This window comes from Novipirellula rosea, assembly GCF_039541335.1.
GTDB classification, from domain to species: Bacteria; Planctomycetota; Planctomycetia; order Pirellulales; family Pirellulaceae; genus Novipirellula; species Novipirellula rosea.
In genome coordinates this window covers 68,712-94,899 of the sequence record NZ_BAABGA010000005.1, presented here as the reverse complement: position 1 = coordinate 94,899, position 26,188 = coordinate 68,712, and the positions used below count along the sequence as shown (strand labels likewise).

Below are 26,188 nucleotides of genomic sequence, written 5' to 3'. Positions count from 1 at the left end.
GCTCGGTCGTGTTTTTAGCTGAAGTCACCCATCACCACGTTCTTCACATCAATGAACGAACAAAGCGTCGTCGACGAGCTGAGCCATTTCGGATCCCGCGCTACATGGACATTCATAGTAGTCCAGTTCGTCGTGCGTGTGTCCGATCCATGTCGAACACTCGCGAGCACGCAACCAGATTCGGCTGCCGTCCGCACGCGGGGCAAATGACTGCAGACGTCCAAAACCGATTGCCATCGTGCCTCGCACCATATCGATTAACCAATATCGCTTCAGCACCGAATCTTTTTGATTATACAGCAGCAACAGCTGATCGATGTTGCTTGTCGCCAACGAGTGATAGTCTTGCGGGGCCAACCAATCTTTTTCAATTGCCGGAGCAACCAGTCCGACATCGATGCGAGCGTTGACGACCGGTTCACATGGCAGCGAGCGTCCGCCCAGTGAACCGCCAGCCAACGCATGCAGTGAACCGGTCACGACACGTCCCCCAAAGCTGTAACCGATCAACGTCGACGGCACCCCGCAGCCAAGATGTTTTTTCAGTAACCACGCCAAATACAGCCCTTGCGTGTCCGTGAACTTCGCCTTCTCGCGAATATCATGACTGATGAATTTCTCTTTCGCACTGGGCCAACTCCAGATCACCCAATCGATTGGCCCCGCCGCTCGGCGACAGGCGATTTCGCGATGGACTCGCAATCCTCGCCGAATCGCTTCGCTTGACGTGAATCGGTATCCGTGGACATAGACCACGGTGGGACGGCCAGGCAACCGTTCGCCAAGATACTCGTCCATCGACGAGGGGGTTTGGCATCCATTGGCGGATAGCCGAGACACCGAGAACCGAGGTTGTTCAAAATCGGCGCAGCAAACATTACTCGTGATCCGGCGCGTACTGATCAACCAAATGCGATCCTGAGCCAGCGGTTCTTCGATCTGGCATGCATCGGCCGCCCCCGCAGGAAGCATTGTGTCACTGAGAACTGTTTCACTGAGAACCGAGCCATCGATCGGCAACGAGGAATCGACCAAAGCGGAATCGACGGCATCCACGACAACAGCGTCCGCAGCATACGAGCAGGGGGATGCCAGTAAAAATGCGAGGGTCAAACAAGAACAAAAGTATCGGGCTGTGTTTTGCATCTCGGTTTGAATTGATTTTGGGGCGAGTGAGCGTGGTGTGTTGACTTGGTGCAACAAATTGTTGCCGAAAAATAACGATGTTGCGTTTGCACATCACAAATAGCGTCCTACTTTTAACTGGTTCTCCTATCGAGAACTCCGAATACGCTCGCTATGCATGTGAAGGAAAAAGAAATGAATACTCGCTTTGTGTCGGTTGTCGCATCTGTGATGCTGTTACTTGTCAGTTCTGGATGCGGAACACTAAGACAATTTTGGTTTGGTCGTGGGGCTCGATGTGGTTTGTGTAACACCACGCAGTCCATTTTGCCGGCTCGTCCAGGGCTGTTGTCTCAAGCTGCACCGTGTGCTCCGGCGCCTTACGCACCGGTTGTTCCTCAGCCGCAAGTGCCATTGGCTGTGGCGCCCAACGCTGGGTGCGAATGCAACACCTATGCCGGTCCTGAGTTGGGATGTGGTTCGGAAGTTGCCGCAAAATGTCCCAACTGCAATTCGGTTAGCAGTGGCTATGGCAGTGATGTCGGCAGTTACGGTTACCAATCTTCGCGAGATCAGTACGGGAATGTGGTGAATGACCCCTACCTACAAGGGGAAATCGTCGGTAGTTCCGTCTACGACAATGGCACGATCTACGGGAACCCCTCGAACATCATCTCGGATGATTTCGATGCACGAGGCGACCGGATCATTAGCCGCGATCCCCTGCCACCCGGTGCCGTGCCCGCTAACTAGGGCCCCGCACGACGGCGGAATCGTAATGACAATCAGAAAGAGTCCGTCCAGCGGACTATAATTAGTAAAAAGTGAGCGACGATCGCAGAGGTGCCGGTGTCAAAACCAGGTGCTTCTGCGATCGTTTCGGTTATCCCTTTTCAGCGTTTTTATTAGATATGAATAACAAACTTTCCCACCCAAACGCCCTGCCATTGAGTCGTCGAAGTCTGTTGAGACAAACGCTGCAGGGAGTCGCGGCTTGCAGCGTGGGAGGACTCGCTTTTTCACCACGCGCGTTCGCAGAGGATCCGGTAGAGACAAACGATGCCGATTCGTCCGACGAACCGGCTGCGGTCCCATCGCGGTTGATTTTCGATTCCCCGCAAACTCAACAGTGGCGGATCGGAATGGTCTTAACCACCCCGGTGATGTGCACCAATGTGATTGCCACGTTCCCGGTACCCACCGAATGGCCCGAACAAAAGGTCACGCTGGTCGGCAAAGTGATCGACCCGATCGTGCGTGCTTGGGAGGTTCGTGATCTGGCCAGTAGTGCGAAACAAGTCGCGCTTCAGATTCCACAAGTCCCGGCTGGGGCAAGGGTGGAAATGACATTTGTGTTCAACATCGAACGCTCGCGGATACTGCCTCCGACGCAAACCGATGATTTGGTTATTCCGCAGCGACCGGCGCGTGAACTTCGCAATTATCTCGGCAACAGCCCGAACATTGACGCCAGCAATTCCATCATTCGATCCGCGTCGCGCGAGTTAGCGGCGAAGGAAGCCGAGAACGATTGGCAGCGCGTCGAGCAGATCTATGACTTTGTGCGAGAAAAAGTCGAATATGTCGAAGGACCGCTGAAAAATGCCTCGGTCGCACTTCGCGATGGCAAGGGTGATTGCGAAGAAATGACCAGCCTTGTGGTGGCATTGTGCCGCAACGCCAAAGTGCCCGCGCGGATGGTTTGGATCCCAGGCCACTGTTATCCCGAATTCTATCTCGAAGATGGCGAGGGCAACGGTTTCTGGTTCCCCTGCCAAGCAGCAGGCACTCGCCAATTTGGTCGCATGGACGAATACCGCCCTGTCCTGCAAAAAGGTGACCGATTTAAAGTCCCCGAAAAACGACAACCGGTGCGGTACGTCGCCGAGTACTTCAAGTGCGATCGCAAGGGCAAAGGTAATCCCGATCCTGGATTTGTTCGCGAACAGATCGAAATCTAAGTTCGACGTTTACACCATTCGCATTTTCTTCCATTTGCCTTGGATGAATCGCGCGGTCATGCAAACGGCCAACAACCATACCCACATGGTGATCATCCACCACCACCAATGCAGTTGGCCTTCGCTCGGTTCGTTGCCAACGCCAATCGCAAACGCCAACACCGACGACAGCAAACCGGTGCCGAGCACGAACCAGGTGTCACCGGCACCTCGCAATGCGCCCGCTAAGATCAACTGCGTCGCATCCATCACGACGTAAAACGCAACAAATTTCAGCAGCCCTTTGGCGAGCGAAATGGCCAGTGCCGAATCGGCCGTGGGCGTGTTGAACTCGTACAACTGCATCATCACGCCGGGGAAAATCAGGTAAGCGATGCACCACAGCAACGAATAGCCCCAGCCAACCAATAACGCCGCCAAAACGCTTTTGGCCGCACGCCCCGGTCCGCTTTCAATCAAGTGACGACCGACCAACACCGATGCGGCGATCGACACGCCGACCAGGGGAATGAATGCGACCATATTGAAATTGATCGCCATCGTGGTCGCGCGCAGTGGGATGTCGCCGAGTCGACCGATCCGCAATACGATTGCCGTGAACCCGCCCGCTTCGGTGACGTACATCAGCCCCGTGGGGAAGCCAAAAAAGAGCAGTTTGGTCAATAGCGATCCGCTGAAACCAATACTGCTGCGGACTTGGTATCGATTGTCTCGATCGTAGTAGAAAATCAGCAGCCCAAAACAAATCGCTTTGAACCAAAATGCTAACGAGCTGGCGATCGCGGCGCCGGCGATCCCCAGTTCCGGAATCGGCCCGGCCCCAAAAATCAACAACAGGTCCAAGATGACATTCAGCAGCCCCGATAACAGGCTGACCCACATAATCACGCGGGTGCGCTCGGTACCGCTGAAAAATCCGCTCAGCGCGTTTTCCAATACTGCGCCAACGCCGCCAACCAGCAACCAACGCAAATAAGTGGTCTCCGCTGCAATCAGCTCACTTGGCTGCTCGGTCATACGGAACAGATCGGGGGCGGCGTAGGCAACCCAGGCAAAGAACGGAGTTGAAAACAACGTCAACCAAACCGATTGCCAAAGAAAACGACCGATCTTGCTTTCTTCGCCCGATCCGACGTATTGGCTGATAATCGCACCGGTCATCGATGCGATCCCGATCGGCAAACAAATGCTGACCCAAAAGAAATTGCCACCTGCCATCGATGCACTCATCGAAGCGCCGTCGTACCACAGCAACAATGTGCGGTCCACGAACAATACCAGCGAAAAGGTGCCAGCACTAACCATCAACGGCACGGCGATGGCAAGCAGTTCCGCAAAGATAAAGCGGAAAGAGTGTTCCGAAGGGTGTTCGCTGTGTTCGTTCAAAGAGGGGATCCGAAAAGGGGGCTGACCCTTTGGATGCGAGTCGTTTTTGTTGAGTTCTTTGCCTCGCCGGAGAGGGTCAGACCCCTTTTCGGATACCCCTCAAAAATGCGTTGCAGTCCGTTGTTGTGGATAAGTTACGGTGTCAAAAACACCTGCAGTGCGCGACAACCGTGGGCGCCCAACACCAGCGACTGTTCGATGTCGGCCGTTTTACTTGGGCCCGAGACAAACACACCAAACGGCGATTTTGGAGTCCCGATTCGTGCGTATCCTTCGTGCAAGTTATGAACCATATCGCTGCGAGACACCACGATGGCTAAGTACTGGGCGATGAATAGCAACACACGGTGCGGCATCGTTGCCCCTTCGACCCAAATCGCACCATTCTCGGCAACCGCAAATTCACCCTTCGCGATCGTCCAATCCACCGACGCCAAGGCATGCGGATCATCGATCGAGGCGACGTCCATACTTCCCGAAATCGCCTCAGGCACTAACGAAACGACCCGTTTTGCATTGGCGTAGACCGGGATTTCGCTCAGGATTTCGCCGATTTGCTGTGTGTCATCGATCATGTGCGCTTGGCCACCGACGGTCGACAAAACCTCGATGAATTTTGCCACGGGGTCTTCAAAATGCACTGTCTGGTCCATGGCAACCGTAGGCAATCCGGGCCCGGTGACCTGTTTGCCCGTCAATCGATCGAGTACAGCTTGGCGGCTGGTGGTAGTGGCTTTGGTCTTTTTTAACATCGTTAACGTTTCCGGTTTTCTGCATACCAATGACGGAAGCTCTCGCGCGGAGGTTCGGGCAATTCGCGAGCGACGGTCCAAGTATTGAGTCGATTGTGGGTGGCCCAGTGCGGCAAGATTTTGAGCGATTTACGTCCCACCCAACCGGCCATCGAAAACAAGCGTGGGCTGCGGAACAGGATCGAAGCCGCTTTCATGCTGAGCCGCTTGGAATAAGGCAACAAGTTTTCGCCAACCAATTCCTTGCGCCACGCCAACAATTGATGATGCAGCGGAATTTTTACAGGGCAAACGTCGCTGCACGAACCGCACAAACTGCACGCATACGGCAGACTTTTGTAACGGGATGAATCACGCGTCGGCGACAGCACCGATCCGATCGGTCCTGGCACGGTGGCGCTGTAACTGTGTCCGCCGCTGCGTCGGTAAACCGGGCACGTGTTCATACAAGCACCGCAGCGAATGCAATGCAAGGCTTCGCGAAACTCGTTGCTGTTCCGCAGCCGGCTGCGGCCATTGTCGACCAGCACGATGTGCAGTTCACTGTTGGGGTCGCGAGGTCCGTGGAAATGCGAGGTGTACGTGGTGATCGGTTGCCCCGTCGCACTGCGTGCCAACAAGCGGATGAAGACAGAGAGGTCCTGGAAACGAGGGACGAGTTTCTCGATACCCATACATGCGATGTGCACGCGAGGTAGCGAAACGCCGAGATCCGCATTGCCTTCGTTGGTGCAAACGACAAAGCCGCCTGTTTCCGCGATCGCAAAATTGACTCCGGTGATTCCGACTTCGCCTGCCAAAAATTTGTCACGCAGGTGTTGCCGAGCGGCTTCGGTCAAGTACTGCGGATCCGATGCGCCCTCGTCCGTCCCGAGATGTTCGTGAAACGTGTCACCGACTTCTTCTTTGCGGATGTGGATCGCAGGCAAAACGATGTGACTTGGCGTCTCGTTTCGGAGCTGAACGATCCGTTCCCCCAAGTCGGTGTCGACCACTTCGATGCCGTTGTCTTCGAGAAAGTGGTTCAGACCACATTCCTCGGTGAGCATCGATTTGCTTTTGACAATCCGTAACGTCTCGTGATCACGCAGGATTTTGAGCACGATCGCGTTGTGTTCGGCGGCATCGGCGGCCCAGTGCACCGTCGCGCCTAGTGCGGTGGCGTTGCGTTCGAATTCGGTCAAATAATCGCCGAGATTGGCGATGGTTTCGGTTTTGATTTGCGAGGCGAGCGAACGGAGGTATTCCCATTCGGGGACCGATGCGGCTTGCTTGTCACGCTTGCTGCGGACGAACCACAATGCTTGGTCGTGCCAATGGGTGCGTTCGGTGTCGGCGACAAACGGACGTGCCTTGGTCGGATGATCGACAATGGGAAGGGTTTTCATAGTTCTAATGCGAGATTTCGTTACGCGTTGCCAACTCGTTTGGGATTGCGGCCTGCCAGGATCTGAGCGACGTGCATGACTTCGATCGGAGTCGATTCGCGACGAATGATGCCTTGCAGATGCATCAAACAACTCATATCGGCTGATGCCAAGATGCTGCTGCCCGATGCAACATGGTCGGCGATACGATCACGCCCCATCGATGCAGAGACGTCGGATTCGTTCACTGCAAATGTTCCGCCAAAACCACAACATTCGTCGACCCGTGTCGGCGTGCACCACTGGATCCCATGGACAAGGTTCAACACGTTGCGGACTTTGTCTTCGCGAGGCGTCATGTTTTCACTGCACGCGCCGAGCCGCAGTTCTCGAAGTCCATGGCAACTTTGATGGATCGAGACCTTGTGCGGAAATTGCACGTCGAGCTCTTTGATCTGCAGTTCGTCGTGCAGGAATTCGCACAACTCAAACGTCCGGTTTTTGACGTGATTGAATTTCGGATCGTCGTCGGCAAAGTACTCGTCGTAGTGATGACGCACCATCGCGGTGCACGATCCCGACGGGCAGACGATGGAATCGTATTCACAAAATAACTCGACGAACCGCCGGGCTACCGGCGCACAATCGGCGGTGCAACCGGTGTTGGCCATCGGTTGCCCGCAACAGGTTTGTCCATCGGGGTAGACAACATCCACTCCGAGTCGCTCGAGCAGCTCAAGCGTAGCGATGGCGACATCGGGATAAAATTGGTCGAGATAGCAGGGGATAAACAGAGCGACAGACATGCAACTTGCCACGAACGTGCGATAGCCGTCGGACGTTTCAGACGGCGGAATGGTGGCAGTATAGTCACTCTCGAGCCGATTAGTTAAGCGGCGTCGGCGTAGATATTGCCCGTAACGCCTAATTCGCTCGCCGAAGCGGTGATCCAGCGGCGAATTCGCTTGACGCTGGGGAGACGACGCCCCCGCAGCAGTTTGCGGCCGGGGGTGCTTTCCGCATAACGCTGCAAATCGCGGTACAGCGACATCGGCGTTTCCATCGCTAATCCGCGGACGCTGCGGCGATGGATGCTGATCAACAGTAATGCGTCACGGGGCATCATGCCGGGCACCCGGGCCGCTAATCGAATCGCTTGACGGTAGCGTTTCAGCACACGGACCGCCTTGCGGGGTGAGGGGTACTTCTCGGCCAGCGTCCGCAGGTTGGCCGATATCAGATCACCAGCGGTATCGATCCCGAATTCCGCAAACTGATTCGCACGACTCTCCGAACAAAGCTGGGTGTGCTCGATCCGCATGCTGAGCAGTCGTTCGCGGTGACTCGCTTTGGGGACCGGGTGTGCGGCGACCATCGCGGGTTTGGATGTCTGAGTGCGACTTGAATACGGCGGCGGTTGCTGGAGGTAGGCAAACAGCGGCACGTTTTCAGGCGATTGAGGGTCGACGGGGACCGGTTTCTGTGGAGTGCGAGAGAGCAGTTTCAGGAAGGATTTCAGCATGGCAAAGTTCCGAGTGGAAGAGAGAAGAGATGCTAAGCACGCGATAAACCGGTGTTAGCCAACGGCGGGACTTCGACGCTAGAGAGATTTTTGGTTTTATGCGGCAAGTCGCTCCGACAACCCGATCGATCACCCCGTGGCACCAACCGAACCTCGATGTTGCGTCTGGGCAACATCGCGAGGCGGATTCTCCACGGTGATCACGGCCACCGGCTGCTCGCCGTGCCGGGCCATTGAACGTAAGTTGCGATCGGCTAACGAGTTATCGATCCGCGAGGGGTGCTGCGTTTCCGGGCCGGCACGGCGGATGCAATTCTCCGGCATTGCAACTCACTCACGATGCCTAGGGATTGATTTTTATGCATGCCGTTCTGCTCGCCGACCTTGCTGCCATCATTTCGCAAAACGCCTCGACCATCGCATTTCGACCCCGCGACGAAATGAGCACCGCAGTGACGAAGTACTGGACGCACTCACGCGGCCGCTTCGAACTTTGGCACCAAGTGATCAGCCGGTATCGTCGCGCCGAACAAGGGGGCGAGGGGGTCGCGATTCGAGCCTGGTGGAATCGTCACAGCGTGGTGCTCGAAGAGATCTTGGTTAGCGAGATCCTCTGCCGAGTCGTCGCTGCGTTGGGCAAGGCGATGGACGCCGAGAAAGGGATCGATGATATCTCGCCCGTCACGGACACCGTATTCCGGTCACATCTGGAAGTCTCCTCGCGAGTCCATCACTTAATGCTGTTTGGACGCGGCAGCTCGGTTCGTAATACCGTGCGTCTAAATCGTTTGCGTCAAGGCATCGAGCGCTGGACCGATGCACTGCTCGGACGCATGATCCCCTATAGCGACACCGCGATTGCTTATGCGGTCGACCCGACGCGGGCATCCGCGTACGCCGAAGAGAGTGTTGAAAACGAGACCATGGCACAACGTGAAACGGCATGCTGGTTGTTTAACACCGCGATGCACGACATGTTACGCCAGCGGACATCGGATCAAACGGGACTGCCGCGAGCGAACCAACGCGTTGCGGATTCGGTGATGTCGCTGTTCCGCCACGATCTGTTCGATAGCGTGGGGACGATGAAATCGCGGTGGCTACGTGAACTCGAAACCAACGCCGGGTGCCAAGACCTGCGGCCCACTCGCAAAACCATTCATGGCAAGCACCATGTGTTTCCCATGCGACAAACCAAAGACGAAAACAACGCAATCTCGCAACGCTGGTACATCTAGTTCACATTGCTTAAAAACGCTGCATGCAAATTTTAATGCGGCAAAACTAAGCCGATGGCGCAAGCGGGCTGTCGATTGAATCGAAATGTAAATGAGTGGTGAGCCGCGGGCCGTAAGGCACCGGGTAATGCGTGGGACCCGGCCGCTCACGCGTCACGGCTCACTAAATCAACAGTGCCGTCGGCTCACAAAGCACGTCGCTGATCACGCTTTACTGCTGAACCACATTGCTAGACGTTGGACGTTCGTGCAATTATCGGCCTAACGCAGCACTGTAGAGACTGCGTTTCGAGGTGCGTGGGACAGCGATCGGTGCCGGATTGACATCGAATGGGATCATCGCGGCGTGATGCACCGCAACGCCGTTGCGTTCGGGAACATAGCGAGCTTTCTGAGAGTTGAAGGCACGATAGGTTTCCATCACACGGCGAATTTCCGGAGCGTATTCGAATTTGCCGTCCGGTAGCGAACGGCCCAGTTCTGGGAAGCTGCCGATGGTCACAAGCGAACGTGTTCGGTCGTGGAATTGGTACGCTTCGACACCATTTTTGCGAAGCTCGGCGACCATCTTGCCTGCGTCAGCAGCCATTTTGTCGAGTCGTTTGCCGCTTGGCACAAAGTCTTTTTCTTTGTGTCCATCGACAATCGTTCCCAAGCCTTCGAACGTTCCCACGACGACGGTGTATTTGCCTTTGCAAGTAAGCAGATTGTAATCTTTGTCTTCGTTTAGTTGCTGAACAAACGAATCAATCTCAGGTGCATCGAAATACTCTGCAGGCAGCATCGGGTTGCGGGTGACAAAGGCATTGGCCATGGGGCCGAGCGATTTGTCGTTCTTTCGCTCCAGCAATTTTCGTGTCATCGCGCGGACGGTCGTCACAGGCGTGGCGGTGCTGGTCTCTTTCGCTACTTCTTTGCGATCGTCGAAAATCGGCAACCGGGCGGTCTTTAATACTTGCAGGTCATGATCAATACTCTCGTTCTCGACGCGGTCGTATTCGCCTACCAACACGGCATATGCTTCGTATTGATACTCGTTCGCGTAACGCACACGACGTCCGGATGACGCGGGGGTGTTGGGACCGTGAGTGAAATCAAACTTTTCGCGATAGATATAGGCGGGCAGTTTCAAGTCACGGCGAATTTCAAAGGCGAGTCGATGAGCACGCGCTTTGGATCCCTCGCCGACACACGTCGATGCCAAAATCATCCAAGGACCATCCTCTTCGGTAAGCACGTATTCGGCTTCCGCATCGGCTTCCACATTCGTGCCCGAACGAAACATGTTCATCAAGTTCGGAGGTCCGGCGTGCGATCCGCTGATAAAAATGGCACTACAACAAACGCCGACGAAAAGCGATAGATTCGAAATTGGACGCATTTGTTTTTTCCGGTCGAGGAAGAAATTGAGTTCTCGTCCTTGGGGAATAACAAAAACGAGTCGACCACCGAAAGGGAAGAAATTCGGGTATGTAGCGTCGTGGTTTGCCAGGGACTTGCGATTCGATTACTGAGGTAGCGGCACTCGTCAAGAGTTTCGGTCAACCCCGTATTTCGGTCATCGCCGTAAACGAAAGTCTTGACGACTTCCGCTACAACCAAATGCTTCATTTGATATATCGCACGTCCCGAGCGATCCAAGGCCATGATTGCGGAGCGATCAGCGGCAAACTGCCAACCTATTTTGGGGCGGCCATTCCCGGAGGCGCCGCGATGCTGAGCCGTTCGAGTTGCAGGTTTTCAACCTCCATCGTCTTGAGCTTCAGAGACATCGATTTGACCGCTCCTTCGGGTCCCGGTTGTCCATCGGGAAGTTGTTGGCGGAACAGTGCCGGTCGATTGGGCGCTCCATGCATCGTGAACATGTCTTTGGCTGCGGAATAGGCGGCTCGCGTCGCACTACATTCCAATAACCCACGCTCATTGCGGGTGCGGAAAATCACGCCGCCGGCAGCTTCGGTTTCCCACGGCGTTGCCAGTCCCGCGATCGAAGGCATATTCGCCGCTTCAGGTGAGATTCCGAACCGAAGATGGTCGCAATCGAGTGTCGTTTGACCGGCGGATAAGGCGTCCATCGTCTGGGCGTCAAACGTGTCGTCCCAGCTGGCGACGTCGCGAACACCAACCCGTACGCCTCGCATGAAATCAAGCGACTTGTTCAACATGTCGCCTTGCATCGTATCGTTAAAAATCAGATGGATGCCGGTTAACACGTTACGGTCAACCTTGGCTTTGACGGTGCCGCCAGGTTTCAGCCCGCTTTGATCGCCGCGTGTCCAACATCGGTACCATCCCGGGCCTGTACCAAAAAGCTTGCCGCCGCCCGAGGGGACCAACGTCAGTTTCTCGGCATGCAGTACGTGTTTCGATTCGGTTAGCCCGTCGGGGGCACGTTGCACCGCCGAAATCATCAGTGGGCGTGATTCGCTTTGCAGCAAATCGATCCGCTGGACCGTTGCCGTCTTCATTGTTTTCAGGTCGCGAACTTGCACGCCGTCATGCAAGATGATCTCCATGCGGTCACCTGCGACGTGCACATCCCATGGCTCACGGCCATTGATCAGCGAAGCGGTGATCTCGACGCCATCGGTGAGCGTTGCCGTTTTTCCGTCAAAGACCATTTCGCCCTGCCATCGACACAGCGGCGGTTCGGTCCAAGTTAACTTGGATTCAGGATCGGCGGATTGGGAAACGCGGCTGGGAGTGTCCCTTGTGGTTGGATCGGTGCCGCTTGGTTCACCTGCCAAGCCGTCCGCCAAGCTGCTTGGTAATGCTTGTGACGGAATACGGAACTCGCCCGCTTCATTGATCCAAATGATGTTGTCGCTGGGTCGGATTTGGATCAGGGGGCCGACAAAATAGCCGTCCCCTATTTCAAAGCGTGCCGGAGCACCGACGCCGCTGCCGAGTTGCAACACGTCTTCGCCCCCGCCGTCGATCAAACGAAGTTGTTCGCCCGTCAATTTGGCCAGCATTGGTTGGCCGCCCAGTTGCACGGTATGCGTTAGATGAACTGCACCGACGACGCTTAGGTCTTGGGCCTGTACGCCCCCATCGTTGAGCACCAACTTAGCCGTGATCGCATTGCCCGCGACCGAGGGACGCGACCGGGCGACAGGAACCGTCGTGGTGGTTCCCGCTTCGGGTTGTTTCACCAATTGGCGGATCGAGCTGGGGGCTTCTTCCTGATTGCCTTCGATCATGCCAATGGGGGCGGGCTCGGGTTCGACAAAGAACAATCGCAGTTGATCGGTGTCGGCTTGGATCGACGAGGTGTCCAAGTGCACGTTGCCCAACGCCGCCAACTGCTCGGGGATCATCGCGTTGCCACCCCGTTTTGCTGTTTTACGAGGGTCGGGTTTTAGCACCCCTTCGACGGAATCGGCTTGGAATTCGCCGCCATCGGTCAATGCCGTTTTGACGTCGCCGTCGATCCAAAATCCGACATTGCTGGTGACCGAATCTTTGCGGATCGGGCCAAGCGGTTGCATTTTGAATCCCTCACGCCACTGAATCCGTCGCAACGGGACGTTTGGTGCATCGAGCGTGACAATTCCGATACCGCGAGCGTCAATCGCTCCGAGCGTTCCCGGTGATGTTGGATCGAATTGATAGACGATGCTTTCAAGTCGTGCATGAATTCCGGCGCGGTGCACTTCGATTCCCTGGATCCCATCGGCGCGGACGAGTCCTTTGCTGGCCTGCATGTCAATTTGGCCTGCATAGATTTCTAGATCTAAATTGGGCAGCCGTGCGGCCAACGGGGCACCGGTCGCTTTGATGCGGTGCAGCCAATCGAGCGCCGTCGAGCGAACAAGCGACTTGTTGCTGGGGTCGCGAAACGTCAATTCGATCGTATCACAATCAAATCGGTCCGTTTTCGCACCAGCAATTTGATGGATCAGTGATACCGAATCGCGGAGCATCAGTTGGTCGATCGCAAAGTCGTATTCGAGCCGACCGTTACATTGAAGTTGAATTTCGGCGGCTGCATCCTCGGCTGCTCCATTTGCGGCGGTGGGCGTGGCGGCGGAGCTTTGCGTCAACATCGATGTTGGATCGACTGCGACGCTGTTTTGGATCGGTGTCGTCGTGGTCGCCGCGGGCCATAGTCCCCCGTTCTCAAGCGGCATCCGAAACTCTTCCAAGTAGATCAGTTCCATGCGATCCAAGACGGCGGTTTTTCCGCTCGACGCCATGGGCGCCGATGTGTTGGTCGCCAAATGGATGGTCAAGTCGCGGCCGAGCATCTTGGCTTTGCCGAGGTTCATTTGGATCGCTTCGGTCGTCCAGATCTTTTGGTTGTCGATACCCACGTTCGCAGTGCGAATCGACAGCGATTGACTTGGGGTGGTGGGGTTCAGGCGACTGATTTGCACAACGCCCATCATGCGGCCTCGCTGGATCGGCGGCGCTCCGCCACTCATCACGTCAAGCGAACCGCTGAACTTGATTTCGGCCCCTTCGTTGGCTTCGATCACGACCGGCGATTCACTGCTGGAACCCTTCATGCCGCGACCGATCACGACGGTCATTGGCCACAGTTTCCACTGGTCCGGACTGCTTTGTTCCCAGTTTTGAAACAGCAACATCCCATCGGCGGTTTGCAGCCGTTTGCATTTTTCTCGCTGCCATGCTCCCTCGGGGAACAGATCCGCAAGCGTGTCGCCAACTTTAAACTCGCGTGCCGGCGCTAGTGCGACACGTTCGACTTCGGGAGGGCGCAGCCACGCTACGACCAAGACGTGATAGACAAACGCTAACACGCTTAGCAGCAGTAAGGCGGAAATGTAATGATATGTTTTTCGCAGCATCGTTGTGTCTTGTCTGCCGACGGCGCTTGCCGCTGCGGTACCGCTTCGTTTATTAGGTAGTGAAACTCGCCAAGAGTTTCGTTCGTGGGGAATGGGGGGGGGCCGATTGTCATGACGACTCTCGCGACGACATGCCGCCAAAGTCCTCGTTTTAAGCAAATAGGTAGAATTGGTTGGGTGAAATCTCGTTAGCCGCTTGGGCGCTAACCCCGGTTGAACGTCTGAACCGTGGCTAGCGCCCAAACGGCTAACAATCCCAAAAACTTCTGGCTACCTGCGTTAATGCAAATCGAGGTGGTCCTGCCAAACTCCTTTTGCGCGTAACAATCGTTCAACCAGCTCTCGCACAGCGCCCTCGCCCCCCTGCTTTTGCAACACCCAGTGGGCAGCATCGCGAGCGTCGGTTGCCGCGTCCGCGGGCGATACCGCCAATGCGACTCGCTTCATCACGGCAATATCCGGCAAATCGTCGCCGATATAGCAGACTTGTTCCGGACGGCACCCGATCGCGTCAAACAGCGATTCCGCCGCAGGCCACTTTTTTTCAAACCCTTGCGCAACATGCTCGATACCAAGTTCCGCTGCGCGTTTTTTGACCGCGTTCCCTTGTCGTGCCGACAAGATGGCAAATGCAAATCCCGATCGCATCCACAGCTTGATCCCTAATCCATCGCGAACGTGAAAGCGTTTGGTCTCGACACCATGGTCGTCATAAACGATGCGTCCGTCGGTCATCACTCCATCGACATCGGAAATGATGCAGGTGATAGGTTCGGCAATCGATGCGTCGGTAGAAAGCTTGGTAGGCATAAAGGGAGTGTTACTGTTTGAAACTTAAGATTGCGGGTTCGTCTTGCGGGCCCAACATGCCTGCGATATCGGTGATATCAATTAATCCGATCGGGCGGCGGTGAGCATCCAGCACTGGAAGCTCGCTGATCCGCCGACGTGACATGATCGCCAAGGCATCCTGCAGCAGCATGCCGCTGGACGCCGTCGTCGGATTCGCCGTCATCCGGTTGGCAATGCTCTCGTCCAGTGCAATGTCGTTGCGTGTTTCCAGAATGCGTGCTAAGTCGCTGTCGGTAAAAATGCCGACGAGTTGTTTCGATTCGTTGACCAGCATCACGGCGCCGGTGCGGCGACCATTTTTCGATGCTCGCACCATCGCTTCGCGTACCGTGATGTCGCTGGTGGCGATCCGGCAAGCATCAAGACCTCGCATGATCTGGTCGACTGTGGCCAATTTGCGTCCCAACGCACCGCCCGGATGGAATTTTGCAAAATCCTGAGGTGTGAATGATCGCAGTCGACTGGCCAACATCGCGATGCCGTCTCCCACTGCCATCATGACCGCGGTACTGGACGTGGGAGCCAAACCGTTGGGACATGCTTCGTTGTGTTTGCCGATCGCAACGGTGCAGGTCGCAGCGGCAGAGAGCGGATTGTCGGTCGATGCGGTGATGGCGATCAAGCCAGCGGAATGTTCGCGAAGATGCGGCGCGATGCGGACCACTTCTTCGCTCCGGCCTGAATTGGAGATCGCCCACACCAAGTCGTGCGGTCGAACCCGTCCCAGATCGCCATGGACCGCTTCGGCGGGGTGCAGAAAATGAGCGGGGGTGCCAGTGCTAGCAAGCGTGGCGACCAATTTTTTTCCCACCAGCCCCGCTTTTCCAACGCCGGTGACCATCACCGATCCTTCGCACTGGGCCGTCATTTCGGCGGCGCGGACCGCGTCGCTGCCCAGCGTATTGGCGGCGGAAAGGATGGCATGCCCCTCGATCGAGACAATCTCACGCAAAATACGCAACCGTTCAATCAGCGTTTCAGGCAGCGAAACGCTTGTATCGACGGACGTGGTGGCGATGGGAAGTTTTTCAGCTGCGGACACGTCGAGACCTTCCTTGGTACTTCGAGGCCGTTCAATCAGAACAGGGGCGAGAGAGGGAGCCGATCCTAGCGAGAATGACACCATCACGCCAAGAGGAGATCGGCACAGAGTTTTTTTAGCTCGAAAACAAGCAACGCCTATTCTGGAATCTGCGATCGATCCGAGTGTTCGTTGTAGGAGAGCCGACTGTGCTAGCATCCGGCGGCCTCGTGTCAAAAACGTTAGCAAAAACGGCCCCGCGACTCCGCTAGGAAAACCACCGGTTTAGTTCCAAATTAGATGGCATTGGCCGTATGGCACCGGGTAACGCCTGGGACCCGGCCGCTGACGCGTCGCGGCTCACTAAATCAACAAGCCGTGAAGCATTTTTGAGTCGTGTTTTGCCAGGTGATCACCACCCGAACGCATCAGTTTTTGATGTTGCGCGTTTGTCGTTTCCCCGGCAAAGCACAACCCGACGCGTGAGCGAGGGACCGAGTCAAGATAAAGATTCCCACCCTCCCGTGTTCGCCGGGCGGGTGATGTCGTTAACTACGGTTCCGGTCAACACCCGCGAGATCCAGGGCGACTGGCTTAGCGAGCTAGAAAAATCGGGGCCAGTAGGCGACACACCTAGTGCGCTAGGTGTATCGGCCTTTGGCCCAGAATACATATTTAGGACCGAACCAACGTGATCGCGGCACGTTCGTGATCGAGTGACTGGTTGACCAAGTCACGGCGAATGGCGGCAAGCGGGTTCAAATCGCCTGTTTGCAAGCATCCTCGCAAACGATCTCCCAAAACGTTTTGAGTGCCACCATCGAGCCGTAAACCTTGGCTATACGCTAGCAATGTTTCGCCTGGCAGTAGCGAAAACGAATCCAGGGTGGGCCGAGCGGACAGGTGAGTCCCGAGCGGTTCGCTGCGGCCATCAATCAACGGCCGGTAACCATAGCGGCTGCTGATCATCGCCATCAGATCACCACACGATGCGAAGCTGCCTTCGCCCGTTTCGGGGTCGATGTGCAGGTACAGCATTGACATCAATTGGTCGCCGGCATTGGTTTGCCAGAGGGTGTCGTTGATCCGCTGCATCATTTGTGAAACGGTGTGACGATAGCTGCTGTGGGCGGTGACTGCGGCTCGCGCCACGGCGGTTTGAATTGCACCGCGAACGGTCCGGTCCGGAGAATCGGCCATCGCCATCATCAACGTTCCATCGGGCAACACATCCCAGGTGTGGAAGCCGGTGGCCCACGATTGAGGCGACTCGATCAACCCATCGGCACGCCATCCCGGAGCCAAGTCGTTGCCGATCGGCAAGCTCAGGTGTTGCCACTCGCTAATATCGCGGAGTGAATCATCATGGTTGAGTTTTGGATTTTGTCGAAGATCAATCGCGGCCCGAGACAACTCGACCGCCAAGTGCGACGCGGCAAGACGTCCTGCGGCGGCTTCGGGCTTGCCGAACGTGCGAACCTCGTCACTAAAGATCCACAGCGTTCCGATCGGAACGTCTTCGTCGGTGATCGATGCACAAATGCCCGCCGCAAACGGTTCTGGGCTGTTCCACGTATCCAGTCCGCCCGCCATGAAATTATCAGCCGTAACAACCCCTCGCACCATGGCTTCGAGATCACCACGGCTGCCGCGCAGTTCACGTGGCGAATCTTCCAGTCGACTTGTGGGCAATCCGTATGTCGCACGGGTTTTTAGGATTTGCGTGTCCTCGTCGAGTAGGTACATCGCTGCGGCGCTGCAATTTGTTGCCTCGCACGCATTTTGCAAGATTGCTTCAATGTTGTCGGCAAGTTTGGATTGGAGCTCGGCGCCCGGAATGATTGCCGCGCGAGCTGCCAATTCCATCTCTTGCCGGCGCAGTGACTCACGAGAGTGATGGAGTTGGGTCGCCAGCATGGCTGCGGATTCGGCAAGTCGCAACGCGCTCGACTTGGTCACCGTCGGCGACGATTCACTAGGATCCGAAATGGTATCGGTGTTGACGCTTGGTAACAGCTCGATATCGGACCCGATTCGTCGTCGCGACTGATCGATTCGCCAGCCGGTGGCGTCACCAAAGACATGCCAGAAATGAGAGACGGCATCGCCGGAAGGATCAAGGTCAGGAGCGGCGGCCGAGGCGGGACCTTTGTGGATACGCAAGTAGTTGGGGATGGTCTTAGTCACGTTCATCGATGCTCTGGAAGTGGGTGGGATCGCTGAGAAACGGTTGGCGGCGATCCATGCCAGAGTGAGATTTACGCAGGGCGGGGCAACGTTATCCATCGCTGCCCTAAACGAGATCGGCAAGGCGGTATGGATTTACTAAGCCGAATGACTGATAAGGATTGCGGAAATTGCCAAGACGGTGGTGCAACCTGGATCATCGGAAAAATCGGCAATGTCAATCGATCGTTGATCGCTTGGGGCAACTTGATCCAGCCTGCATTCGCGCCAACCACGCAAAAACGAAAAAAGCCCAGATGACAAAGGGTTGTCACCTGGGCTTTAGTATTGTTGTCGTGCGCTGGGCAACGACAGATCGTCGATATCGTTATCGATTAATAATCGTCATCGCTAAGCACGAATTCGGGCCATGGCACGCTGCTGCTCTTGCCACGTGGGGTCAACAGTGCTTGGTAGACGCGGTAATCGATGTTTTCGCCGATAAACCGAGTACCACCATCGGCCATCCCCGCGTTAACACCGTCAACGTGAGCCGAAGAGGGGCGTGCCAAGTCAGCGGCGTTAGTCGCATTCATCTGAAGCGTAAAGATATCCGTTCCGGTCGTACCACCACCACCATTGATTTTGTGCAACGAATTCACTGCGGCGGGGGTCACTGGTCCAGATGTGCTCAGGTTGTTCCAGCCACTTCCAGGGGGAGATGTCGAACTAGGATTCGGGTCTTCGTAGTGCCATACCATACCCTGGTAGTAACGTGAGTTGACCGGGTAGGCGATATCGGTAGCGGGGGACGTGAGAACAAGGTCAACTGCACCCGTTACTCCAGCTACGTTCCACGGCTTCGCTTGAACGTTTTCAGAGACAAGAATCGTGTTACCTTGGCCGTCTTTGAAATCATCCAAGCGAACTGCAGGGCCAGTGTTTACGGTCGTTGAAGTAGCTGTCGTGCCGAGATATTTACAATTAAACGCACCGTTAGCTCGGTCTTGCGATGTGATGAAAGAAATGTCTGGCGTAGAGCTGGGGCCCGAAGCCGCGCTGGACGGTTTGAGCGGGGTTCCATTGTTAGAGATGTAGCTATTGCGTCCAAGCTCGTCATCGCTGTTCGGATTACTTGGGCACTGCACAATTGCCATGTTGGGCGCAGCTTTCTCGTGCCAAGTATAAGGTGCTGCTGCTCCGGTAATCACGGGATAGCGGTCTTCGGTCCACTGCTCGTAAGTAGGTTGAGCGTCAAGCCAAGGCAAAAGGGCCACCGTCCAGGTGCCGATCTTTCGGTGTCCCGAAACTGTAGTGGCGGTTTCGGCAGACGGATCCGAACCCCCATCAGCAAAAGTGCCAAAATCGTTGATATACCCAGGCAATTCACCCTTCGCGTTTTCGTGCTGAATCGCGGCGAGTGCCAAGTTCTTCAACTGGGTGCTGCATTGATTGCGGCGTGCAGCCTCTCGTGCGGCGTTGACTGCGGGAAGCAGAAGTCCCATCAATATTCCGATGATCGTGATGACCACCAATAGCTCAACTAACGTAAATCCGATTCGCTGACGCTTCATTTCGCGCTCCGTAAGACAAGGCCGAGAGAGAGAGGGTGTTGTGTTCATGTGGGAAAGATAATCCGTCACGGTATTGATTATCGCCTGTTCACTGCTTCAGTGCAAACCCGCATGAGCCATCAAAGGTGATTATTTTCACTCCTTCGCGACTTCTGGCGAAACAAAGTGGACTCATCGGGGTGACTTCATGGGGACCCGCAAATCGCTGGCTCCGACGCTGTGAACCCTGGTTTTTCTGAGCCTACGGACTACTCTGGGGCGATGTCGCGGCGTCCATTACAATGCAATCCCACTTGGTTTATCATTTGTCACCCCGCAGAAGGGGTGGAGCAGAATTTTGCAGATTTCTTGCTAGCGTAGCTGGTCACTTCGGCATCCCGCTGCCTATTCGTTCGCGTTAGCGTCGGCACAGCATGTTCGATGCTGCGGCGTTGGATCGGTTTAATTTGCCCTCCGGTATGACCGCCGTTTGGCCCTCTCTTCTCCCGTTTTGTGCTGACCCTTGATCTATCTGGATTTTAATCGAACGACACCCCTCGCCCCTTCGGTGCTAGAGGCAATGCAGCCGTACTGGGCTACTCACTTCATGTTGCCTGGGCAAGAGCACTCGCAAGCCCAGGCGGTGGGTGAGTCACTCGAGCAGGCGCGGGAATCGGTCGCCGCAATGGTCGGCTGTGATCCCTTTGAAATTGTGTTCACCAGCGGCGGGACCGAGGCAAACAATCTGGCGATCTGCGGCCAATTGAAGACACCGCCCACGCCCCGAGTTCCCGGCGCAGATGTCCCCTCGGCAAAACGGTCTCATCCCATTCAATCGGTTTTGGAATCAGGCAGCAAAACGGTGGCGGGGCGTCGGCATGTTTTAGTCAGCGAGCTCGAGCATGACTCGGTCCTCGGGGCCGCGCTCTCGCTTTCCGCCGACGGCGTCGATGTGGAACGGGTGCCGTGCCAAGAAAACGGTGTGGTGGACCCGGCGCGGGTCGAGTCGATGCTGCGATCCAACACCCGATTGGTCTGCCTGCAGCTCGCAAATCCGGTCCTGGGAACGCTTCAAAAAGTACGTGAAGTGGCGGATGTTTGTCACAATCGGGGGGTGTCGGTTCACTGCGATGCGACCCAGGCATTTGGAAAGTTGCCGGTCGAGGTTTCGCAGCTTCGCGCCGACACAGTGTCAATTAGTGGGCACAAGTTCTATGGGCCCAAAGGCAGCGGTGCGATCTACGTTCGCCGAGGACTGCATCTGTCACCGATCTGTCACGGCGAGCCTCGCGAAATGGGGCTGCGGCCGGGAGCCGAAAACATTCCTGCATGTATCGGCTTGGGGGCCGCGGCGCATCTCGCCAGCCGCTGTGAAAGCGAGGTCTCAGATAACTTCGCCGAGCTAAGTGATCGATTTCTTAATGGGCTGGAATCTTCCCTTGGTAAGTCGCCAATTCTACTCGCCAGTGAGTCGCCGCGGATCGCCAATACGATGGCGATCGAGATGCCCTGTGACGCCGGCTTGATCCAAAAGGCGGCGCGACAATTGGTCTTCGCGACTGCCCAGTCGGCCGAGCCGCCTGACGAAATCACTCGCTCGCTGAAGGCAATCGGGCGGACCGAAACGCAGATCCGTCGCACAATTCGTGTCTCCCTCGGATGGACCACCTCGAGGGACCAGATTGACCGTGCGGTCAGTCTACTGGCCGATGCCTGTGATACCGTGATGGCGCGGTAGTCATCCTCGTTTTTGTTCCCCAGTCTCTTTTGCTAGCCGCCCATCGCATGCCCGCAGCGCATCCGCTTTCGTGTTGCTCGCGGCGCGAACTGGCCGCGCACGGCGAGGATGTCGCTCGGGGCGAACCAGACCGCTTGTGCGGTGCTGTGAAGCCGCTGCGCAGTTGTGGCATCGCTTTGGGAAATCGCCCTCCTACGCCCTATCGCCATTCTGATTAATGCCCCCCCGTTTGGTTTTTGCTGTCGCTGTTCGTCTGCCACGCGCTTGCTTGGGTGGCGGTGATCTTGGTGGCGAGAATTGGTGGTTCGCGATGGACCGTCTTGGGTTTGAGGGTCGGTTTGTGGGAGGGGTTTGCAGCGGCCCAAGGGGACGGAGGATCGTTGGAGTCCCACCGCAGCATTTCCTTCGGCGTTGTCTGCTAGGTGGTTGACCTAGGGAGTGGGCTGCGTAGGGATAGCCGTTTTGCTGTATTCCCCCTCTTTTGGGTTTTTGCGGGTGCGCCTCACGGAGATCGCGCTGCGAGCGGGTCTCTTAGCGGGGTGTGCCGTCATCGCGGAGGGGCAAGCTGAAATGCTTGTAAAACAAATAAATTCTTCAGGTCAGCAGAAACGCTGTAAATCACGCGGTTGTAAGTTTTGTTTTTTTGCTTTGCCATCATGACGAATGAGGTGGACACTTGGCGAATGCACACAAGGGTGGTGCATGGTTTTTGTGCACGTGGCCGATGCCTTGGCTGCGGCAGGCGTGCACGCGATTTAAGCAGAGGGCTAGCAATGGGCCTAAGTTGTTTTGAAAGCATAGGTTCGGGAGTGGCGTTTGACCGGGCGTGAGGATAGCGGCACAAACACCCACACGACGTGCCGACCTGGCACAGCCATAGGAAAGGAAGATCCTGAAGATGTCCCAAACTGAAACCAACGCTCAACTCCGATATGCTAGCGATCCATTGCCAGAACAAACCGATGCAATTGCCCCCCGTTTGGATATTGCTCCGCTTGATGTCAATGTTCCTGAGGAGCTGAAGGGGAAAGAGGTTTTGCGTTTGGCGCAGGAAGCATTCGCCAAGACCGGCAGCTGGGTCGTCTTCTATCGCGAGATGCTCGGTGTCGACGGCGTGGTGCGAAAGCTGTTCACCGACTCGGAAAGCATGCGTCAGTTTGAAACGAGCGACGAGTTCGCCGAGTTGCAGGAGATGGTCGCCGCAATGCGAAGCCAAGATCCTTCCAAGGGAGACTCGGCAGAGCCTGAGCGAATGATCACCATTCGGCTCCCGATGAGTCTGCATGATGCCTTGAAGGTCGAGAGTGCCGAGATGAATCTGAGCATCAACAAGCTGTGCATCAGCAAGCTGCTTCAGCCTGTCGCGGGTCGCTTCATCCCGCTTCAGCAAGGTCGTCGCCGTGGTCGTCGCCCAGGCCCTCAAGGGCCTCGCAAGCAGGTGCAGGATGCGATCGAAACATCGTCGAAATCGGTCCAGCCAGAATCGCCTTCGCAGAATTCACAAGGGAATGCATAGTTCCCTTGTCGAAATCCTCGCAAGCTTGTGATTGATCTCATCCGGCGTCGCCTCATCGTCTATGGGTGGCGTCAGGGCCCACCCGAAATCTTGCGTTGAGGTCTCGTGTCCTCGGGGCGGTTTCTCGCCCGTCGGCTCGCGATGGCGAATGGCCATTTCGGTTGTCGATCGACCAGCCAATACGGATCAGTCATCGGTCGGTCGAGAGCGTGGATTGGGGATCCTGTTACGCATCGCGAATCGCTACGCTACTGCGGATCGCCGCGTTGCGGTGGGCGGATATTGTGCTCCGTGCCGCTTCGCCCCCCCAGCATCAAGGCGACGGCGAATGTCGTCTGAATAGTCAGTTGGAGATCCATCGGAGGGGGTTGCGGTTTTTGTATGGGGGATCGCGTCGGTAGACGCTCGACAGGGAACACGACTCGCTTCGTGAGGCGGGGTGTTCTGCGAGCTCGGCTAGTGAAATTGCGGCTTCGTAGCGCTTACCTTGGCTGGGCGATTTTGGATTTGCGGGTACACTGCTTGGGTTGTTGCTCGACTTTTTTCCTTTGCCTCCTTCAAGCGGTTCGCTAATCCAAAATGCTTACAGTGCCCACCTTCTCTACGGCCCGCACCGAGATTGCGGGTCAGTCGATTGCTGATCTCGTAAAATCCTTTGGCACGCCTCTATACGTCTACGACATTTCCGTGGTCCAGCAGCGTATTGCGGATTTGGCGGCGTTTGACCGAATTCGGTACGCTCAGAAGGCTTGTAGTAATTTGGCGATTTTGGACCGGATGCGTCGCAAGGGCGTGGTCGTGGATGCCGTCAGTGCGGGCGAGATTCGTCGTGCGATCGCCGCTGGGTTTAGTCCCGATCCGGCGAAACATGAAATCGTCTACACCGCCGATATCTTTGATCGTGAAGCACTCGATTTGGTGGTCGAGCATTCGTTGAACGTCAATTGTGGGTCGCCGGACATGATCAGCCAGCTGGGCGAGCGTCGGCCTGGGGCGGAAGTCACGCTGCGAATCAATCCTGGGTTCGGGCACGGTCACAGCCAAAAAACCAATACCGGCGGCGAGCAGAGCAAGCACGGGATCTGGCACGAGCAGATTGATGAATGTTTGCGGCGTGCCGATCAGAGCCGGATCACCATCACCGGGCTGCACATGCACATCGGTTCGGGCACCGACCTCGAGCATTTGAGTGAAGTGTGCGAAGCGATGGAGCGTACCGCACTTTCGGTCGGCCGCACGTTAAAGACGATCAGTGCCGGTGGCGGATTGCCCGTCCCCTACAAGAGCGATGAGTCGTATGTCGATTTGGACAAGTATTTCCAACTTTGGGACGCCACGCGAAACCGGCTTGGCGAAGCGTTTGGGCATCGATTGGACTTGGAAATTGAACCCGGTCGCTACTTGAGTGCCGAAAGTGGATCGCTGATCGCCGAAGTCCGCAGTGTCAAGAAAGCAGGAAACAACGTCTTTGTTCTAGTCGATGCAGGCTTCAACGACTTGGCACGTCCAGTGATGTACGGCGCCTATCATCCGATCTCGGTCTGTGGTGCTCGCGGCGACGTTGCCTCGCGTGAACAGTTGGACGTGATCATCGGTGGTCCCCTGTGTGAATCCGGTGACATCTTCACCCAGCGTGAAGGTGGCTTTGTTGAAAGTCGCAAATTGCCGCTGCCGATGGTCGGCGACTACGTGGTGCTCGAAAACGCAGGCGCTTATGGCTTCGTGATGGCGAGTAACTACAACAGCAAGACACGGGCTGCAGAAGTGATGATCGAAGACGGCACCGCGAAATTGATTCGGCGTCGTGAGACTTTCGATGATCTGATTCGCGGCGAAGTGATCCCCGATTAAGAAGTGTCTCCAGTTTTGTCGTTTGAAGCGATGCGTTGTTCGTAACCCGAAGCGTAAATTTCCCCGGCAAATCACATCCCGACGCGTCAGCGAGGGACCGAGTCAAGATAAAGATTCCCTCGCTGACTTTTGGATCGCTGCTATTTTGATTGCAGTGTGATCAGCGCCTCCTGCCGTCCCGTCCCCTCCTCCCACCGTATCCTCTCGCCCCACGGGTTTAAATCCGCCATGAATACCGCTCCCTTTTCGTCTGCTCAACTTCGCGAAAGCGTGATTGCCGTTCCACCATTGGCACGCGATGCGTCACTGAAAATCGATCGTGCCGAGAACGCCAAGCTGATCAAGCACCTCGAGGCGGGTGGAGTTCGCTCGTTGTTGTACGGCGGCAACGCGGTTTTCTATCACGTTCGGCTCGCGGAATACGGATCGCTACTGAAGATGCTGGCGGACGAGACCGCCGACGACACCGTGGTCGTTCCGTCGATCGGCCCGGCATACGGGTTTGCGATGGATCAGATCGAGGTACTTCGCGAATTTGATTTCCCCACCGCAATGTTGTTGCCGGCTCGCGATATCGTGGACCCCGACGGGATTGCAACCGCGACGCGGCGGCTCGCTGAGTACTACGGCAAGCCGTTGGTGCTCTATTTAAAATTTGATCGTTGGCTCGATGCGGATTTGGTTCGCAAGCTTGAGAGCGACGGGGCGATCTCGTGGATCAAGTACGCGGTGGTTCGCGACGATCCGTCTCAAGATGACTATCTAAAAGAAGTGATGGACGTGTTCCCCGCCGAACGGATCGTCAGCGGCATTGGTGAGCAGCCTGCGATCGTCCATCTTCGCGACTTTGGTGTGACAGGATTCACAAGTGGTTGTGTCTGCGTCGCCCCCGCAAAGTCGATGGAGATGATGCACGCGATTCACAAGGGCGATTTTGAAACCGCCGAATCAATTCGCAAATGGTTTGAACCGCTCGAAGATCTTCGCAACGACATCAACCCCATTCGTGTTCTACATCACGCCGTTGCCGGTGCAGGGATCTGCGAGACGGGCCCGTTGTTGCCGATGCTAAGTGATTTGAGCACCGAGCAAATCACAACCATCACCAAAGTGGCAAAAGAGATGATGGCAGATTGATGCCGTGTCGCAGTTAAGATTTGAGAGAGTGCCCCGCTTCCGTAGCGGAAGTCGTCAAGACTTTCGTCGGTCTGCGGGGCGAAGCGGCGGTGAGGAACCGAAACTCTTGACGAGTATCGCTACACCCGGATGAGCGTAGCGGAAGTCGTCAAGACTTTCGTCTTTGCCCTGAACCATAAAAAAAGGCGG

20 protein-coding genes are annotated in these 26,188 nt (G+C 56.1%); 7 read left to right on the top strand and 13 right to left on the bottom strand.

The window, feature by feature from the left end:
• Positions 1–48: 48 nt before the first annotated feature.
• Positions 49–1,146, bottom strand: coding sequence for an alpha/beta hydrolase (locus ABD971_RS00535; protein ID WP_345318409.1), 1,098 nt, complete (start codon positions 1,144–1,146; stop codon positions 49–51).
• A gap of 174 nt (positions 1,147–1,320) precedes the next feature.
• On the opposite strand from ABD971_RS00535, the gene ABD971_RS00530 reads away from it, so the two are divergent.
• On the top strand, positions 1,321–1,878 hold the full coding sequence (locus ABD971_RS00530) for a hypothetical protein (RefSeq protein WP_339944198.1): 558 nt from the start codon (positions 1,321–1,323) through the stop codon (positions 1,876–1,878).
• 194 nt (positions 1,879–2,072) lie between these two features.
• Complete coding sequence (locus ABD971_RS00525) at positions 2,073–3,086, top strand: transglutaminase-like domain-containing protein (RefSeq protein WP_339944200.1); 1,014 nt, start codon at positions 2,073–2,075, stop codon at positions 3,084–3,086.
• 9 nt (positions 3,087–3,095) lie between these two features.
• On the opposite strand, the gene ABD971_RS00520 is transcribed toward ABD971_RS00525, so the two are convergent.
• From ABD971_RS00520 to ABD971_RS00495, 6 genes are all read right to left on the bottom strand, one after another.
• Positions 3,096–4,472 carry an MATE family efflux transporter gene (locus ABD971_RS00520; protein WP_345318405.1) on the bottom strand — a complete coding sequence of 459 codons (1,377 nt, stop codon included), beginning with the start codon at positions 4,470–4,472 and terminating at the stop codon, positions 3,096–3,098.
• Between the two features lie 134 nt (positions 4,473–4,606).
• The gene (locus ABD971_RS00515) at positions 4,607–5,224 is read right to left on the bottom strand and encodes a LutC/YkgG family protein (protein ID WP_345318403.1); all 618 of its coding nucleotides are present in this window, start codon (positions 5,222–5,224) and stop codon (positions 4,607–4,609) included.
• Between the two features lie 2 nt (positions 5,225–5,226).
• On the bottom strand, positions 5,227–6,612 hold the full coding sequence (locus ABD971_RS00510; protein ID WP_339944206.1) for a lactate utilization protein B: 1,386 nt from the start codon (positions 6,610–6,612) through the stop codon (positions 5,227–5,229).
• Between the two features lie 20 nt (positions 6,613–6,632).
• Entirely contained in the window at positions 6,633–7,397 is a 765-nt protein-coding gene (locus ABD971_RS00505) for a (Fe-S)-binding protein (RefSeq protein WP_339944208.1), read from the bottom strand.
• A gap of 83 nt (positions 7,398–7,480) precedes the next feature.
• Positions 7,481–8,113, bottom strand: coding sequence for a DUF4332 domain-containing protein (locus tag ABD971_RS00500; RefSeq protein WP_339944210.1), 633 nt, complete (start codon positions 8,111–8,113; stop codon positions 7,481–7,483).
• Between the two features lie 129 nt (positions 8,114–8,242).
• Positions 8,243–8,437, bottom strand: a complete 195-nt coding sequence (locus tag ABD971_RS00495; RefSeq protein WP_345318400.1) for a hypothetical protein — start codon at positions 8,435–8,437, stop codon at positions 8,243–8,245.
• A gap of 35 nt (positions 8,438–8,472) precedes the next feature.
• Between ABD971_RS00495 and ABD971_RS00490 the strand changes: the two genes are divergently transcribed.
• Positions 8,473–9,351, top strand: coding sequence for a hypothetical protein (locus ABD971_RS00490; RefSeq protein WP_345318398.1), 879 nt, complete (start codon positions 8,473–8,475; stop codon positions 9,349–9,351).
• Positions 9,352–9,604: 253 nt separating this feature from the next.
• Here the strand turns inward: ABD971_RS00490 and ABD971_RS00485 are convergent, their stop codons facing one another.
• The 6 genes from ABD971_RS00485 to ABD971_RS00460 form a co-directional block, all read right to left on the bottom strand.
• A complete protein-coding gene (locus ABD971_RS00485) occupies positions 9,605–10,732 on the bottom strand; it encodes a hypothetical protein (protein ID WP_339944214.1) in 1,128 nt (375 codons plus the stop codon).
• Between the two features lie 298 nt (positions 10,733–11,030).
• Positions 11,031–14,165, bottom strand: a complete 3,135-nt coding sequence (locus tag ABD971_RS00480) for a hypothetical protein (RefSeq protein ID WP_345318396.1) — start codon at positions 14,163–14,165, stop codon at positions 11,031–11,033.
• A 279-nt stretch (positions 14,166–14,444) separates the two neighbouring features.
• Positions 14,445–14,975, bottom strand: a complete 531-nt coding sequence (locus tag ABD971_RS00475) for a KdsC family phosphatase (protein ID WP_339944218.1) — start codon at positions 14,973–14,975, stop codon at positions 14,445–14,447.
• A gap of 10 nt (positions 14,976–14,985) precedes the next feature.
• On the bottom strand, positions 14,986–16,059 hold the full coding sequence (locus ABD971_RS00470) for a KpsF/GutQ family sugar-phosphate isomerase (RefSeq protein ID WP_345318393.1): 1,074 nt from the start codon (positions 16,057–16,059) through the stop codon (positions 14,986–14,988).
• Positions 16,060–16,713: 654 nt separating this feature from the next.
• The gene (locus ABD971_RS00465) at positions 16,714–18,225 is read right to left on the bottom strand and encodes a SpoIIE family protein phosphatase (RefSeq protein WP_345318391.1); all 1,512 of its coding nucleotides are present in this window, start codon (positions 18,223–18,225) and stop codon (positions 16,714–16,716) included.
• Between the two features lie 374 nt (positions 18,226–18,599).
• Positions 18,600–19,778 carry a DUF1559 family PulG-like putative transporter gene (locus ABD971_RS00460; RefSeq protein ID WP_345318389.1) on the bottom strand — a complete coding sequence of 393 codons (1,179 nt, stop codon included), beginning with the start codon at positions 19,776–19,778 and terminating at the stop codon, positions 18,600–18,602.
• 502 nt (positions 19,779–20,280) lie between these two features.
• Between ABD971_RS00460 and ABD971_RS00455 the strand changes: the two genes are divergently transcribed.
• The 4 genes from ABD971_RS00455 (at position 20,281) to ABD971_RS00440 (ending at position 25,999) form a co-directional block, all read left to right on the top strand.
• Entirely contained in the window at positions 20,281–21,495 is a 1,215-nt protein-coding gene (locus ABD971_RS00455; RefSeq protein WP_345318387.1) for a cysteine desulfurase family protein, read from the top strand.
• Between the two features lie 898 nt (positions 21,496–22,393).
• Positions 22,394–23,011, top strand: coding sequence for a hypothetical protein (locus ABD971_RS00450; protein WP_345318385.1), 618 nt, complete (start codon positions 22,394–22,396; stop codon positions 23,009–23,011).
• Positions 23,012–23,590: 579 nt separating this feature from the next.
• Positions 23,591–24,862, top strand: a complete 1,272-nt coding sequence (gene lysA, locus ABD971_RS00445) for a diaminopimelate decarboxylase (RefSeq protein WP_339944231.1) — start codon at positions 23,591–23,593, stop codon at positions 24,860–24,862.
• Between the two features lie 228 nt (positions 24,863–25,090).
• Positions 25,091–25,999: a dihydrodipicolinate synthase family protein gene (locus tag ABD971_RS00440; protein ID WP_345318380.1), complete on the top strand. Its 909-nt coding sequence runs from the start codon at positions 25,091–25,093 to the stop codon at positions 25,997–25,999.
• Positions 26,000–26,188 lie beyond the last annotated feature (189 nt).

Coding starts and splice junctions, on each gene's coding strand:
- ABD971_RS00535 (WP_345318409.1), bottom strand. CDS start 1,146: ATGCAAAACACAGCCCGATACTTTTGTTCTTGTTTGACCCTCGCATTT.
- ABD971_RS00530 (WP_339944198.1), top strand. CDS start 1,321: ATGAATACTCGCTTTGTGTCGGTTGTCGCATCTGTGATGCTGTTACTT.
- ABD971_RS00515 (WP_345318403.1), bottom strand. CDS start 5,224: ATGTTAAAAAAGACCAAAGCCACTACCACCAGCCGCCAAGCTGTACTC.
- ABD971_RS00510 (WP_339944206.1), bottom strand. CDS start 6,612: ATGAAAACCCTTCCCATTGTCGATCATCCGACCAAGGCACGTCCGTTT.
- ABD971_RS00505 (WP_339944208.1), bottom strand. CDS start 7,397: ATGTCTGTCGCTCTGTTTATCCCCTGCTATCTCGACCAATTTTATCCC.
- ABD971_RS00500 (WP_339944210.1), bottom strand. CDS start 8,113: ATGCTGAAATCCTTCCTGAAACTGCTCTCTCGCACTCCACAGAAACCG.
- ABD971_RS00495 (WP_345318400.1), bottom strand. CDS start 8,437: ATGCCGGAGAATTGCATCCGCCGTGCCGGCCCGGAAACGCAGCACCCC.
- ABD971_RS00490 (WP_345318398.1), top strand. CDS start 8,473: ATGCATGCCGTTCTGCTCGCCGACCTTGCTGCCATCATTTCGCAAAAC.
- ABD971_RS00485 (WP_339944214.1), bottom strand. CDS start 10,732: ATGCGTCCAATTTCGAATCTATCGCTTTTCGTCGGCGTTTGTTGTAGT.
- ABD971_RS00480 (WP_345318396.1), bottom strand. CDS start 14,165: ATGCTGCGAAAAACATATCATTACATTTCCGCCTTACTGCTGCTAAGC.
- ABD971_RS00475 (WP_339944218.1), bottom strand. CDS start 14,975: ATGCCTACCAAGCTTTCTACCGACGCATCGATTGCCGAACCTATCACC.
- ABD971_RS00460 (WP_345318389.1), bottom strand. CDS start 19,778: ATGAAGCGTCAGCGAATCGGATTTACGTTAGTTGAGCTATTGGTGGTC.
- ABD971_RS00450 (WP_345318385.1), top strand. CDS start 22,394: ATGTCCCAAACTGAAACCAACGCTCAACTCCGATATGCTAGCGATCCA.
- lysA (WP_339944231.1), top strand. CDS start 23,591: ATGCTTACAGTGCCCACCTTCTCTACGGCCCGCACCGAGATTGCGGGT.
- ABD971_RS00440 (WP_345318380.1), top strand. CDS start 25,091: ATGAATACCGCTCCCTTTTCGTCTGCTCAACTTCGCGAAAGCGTGATT.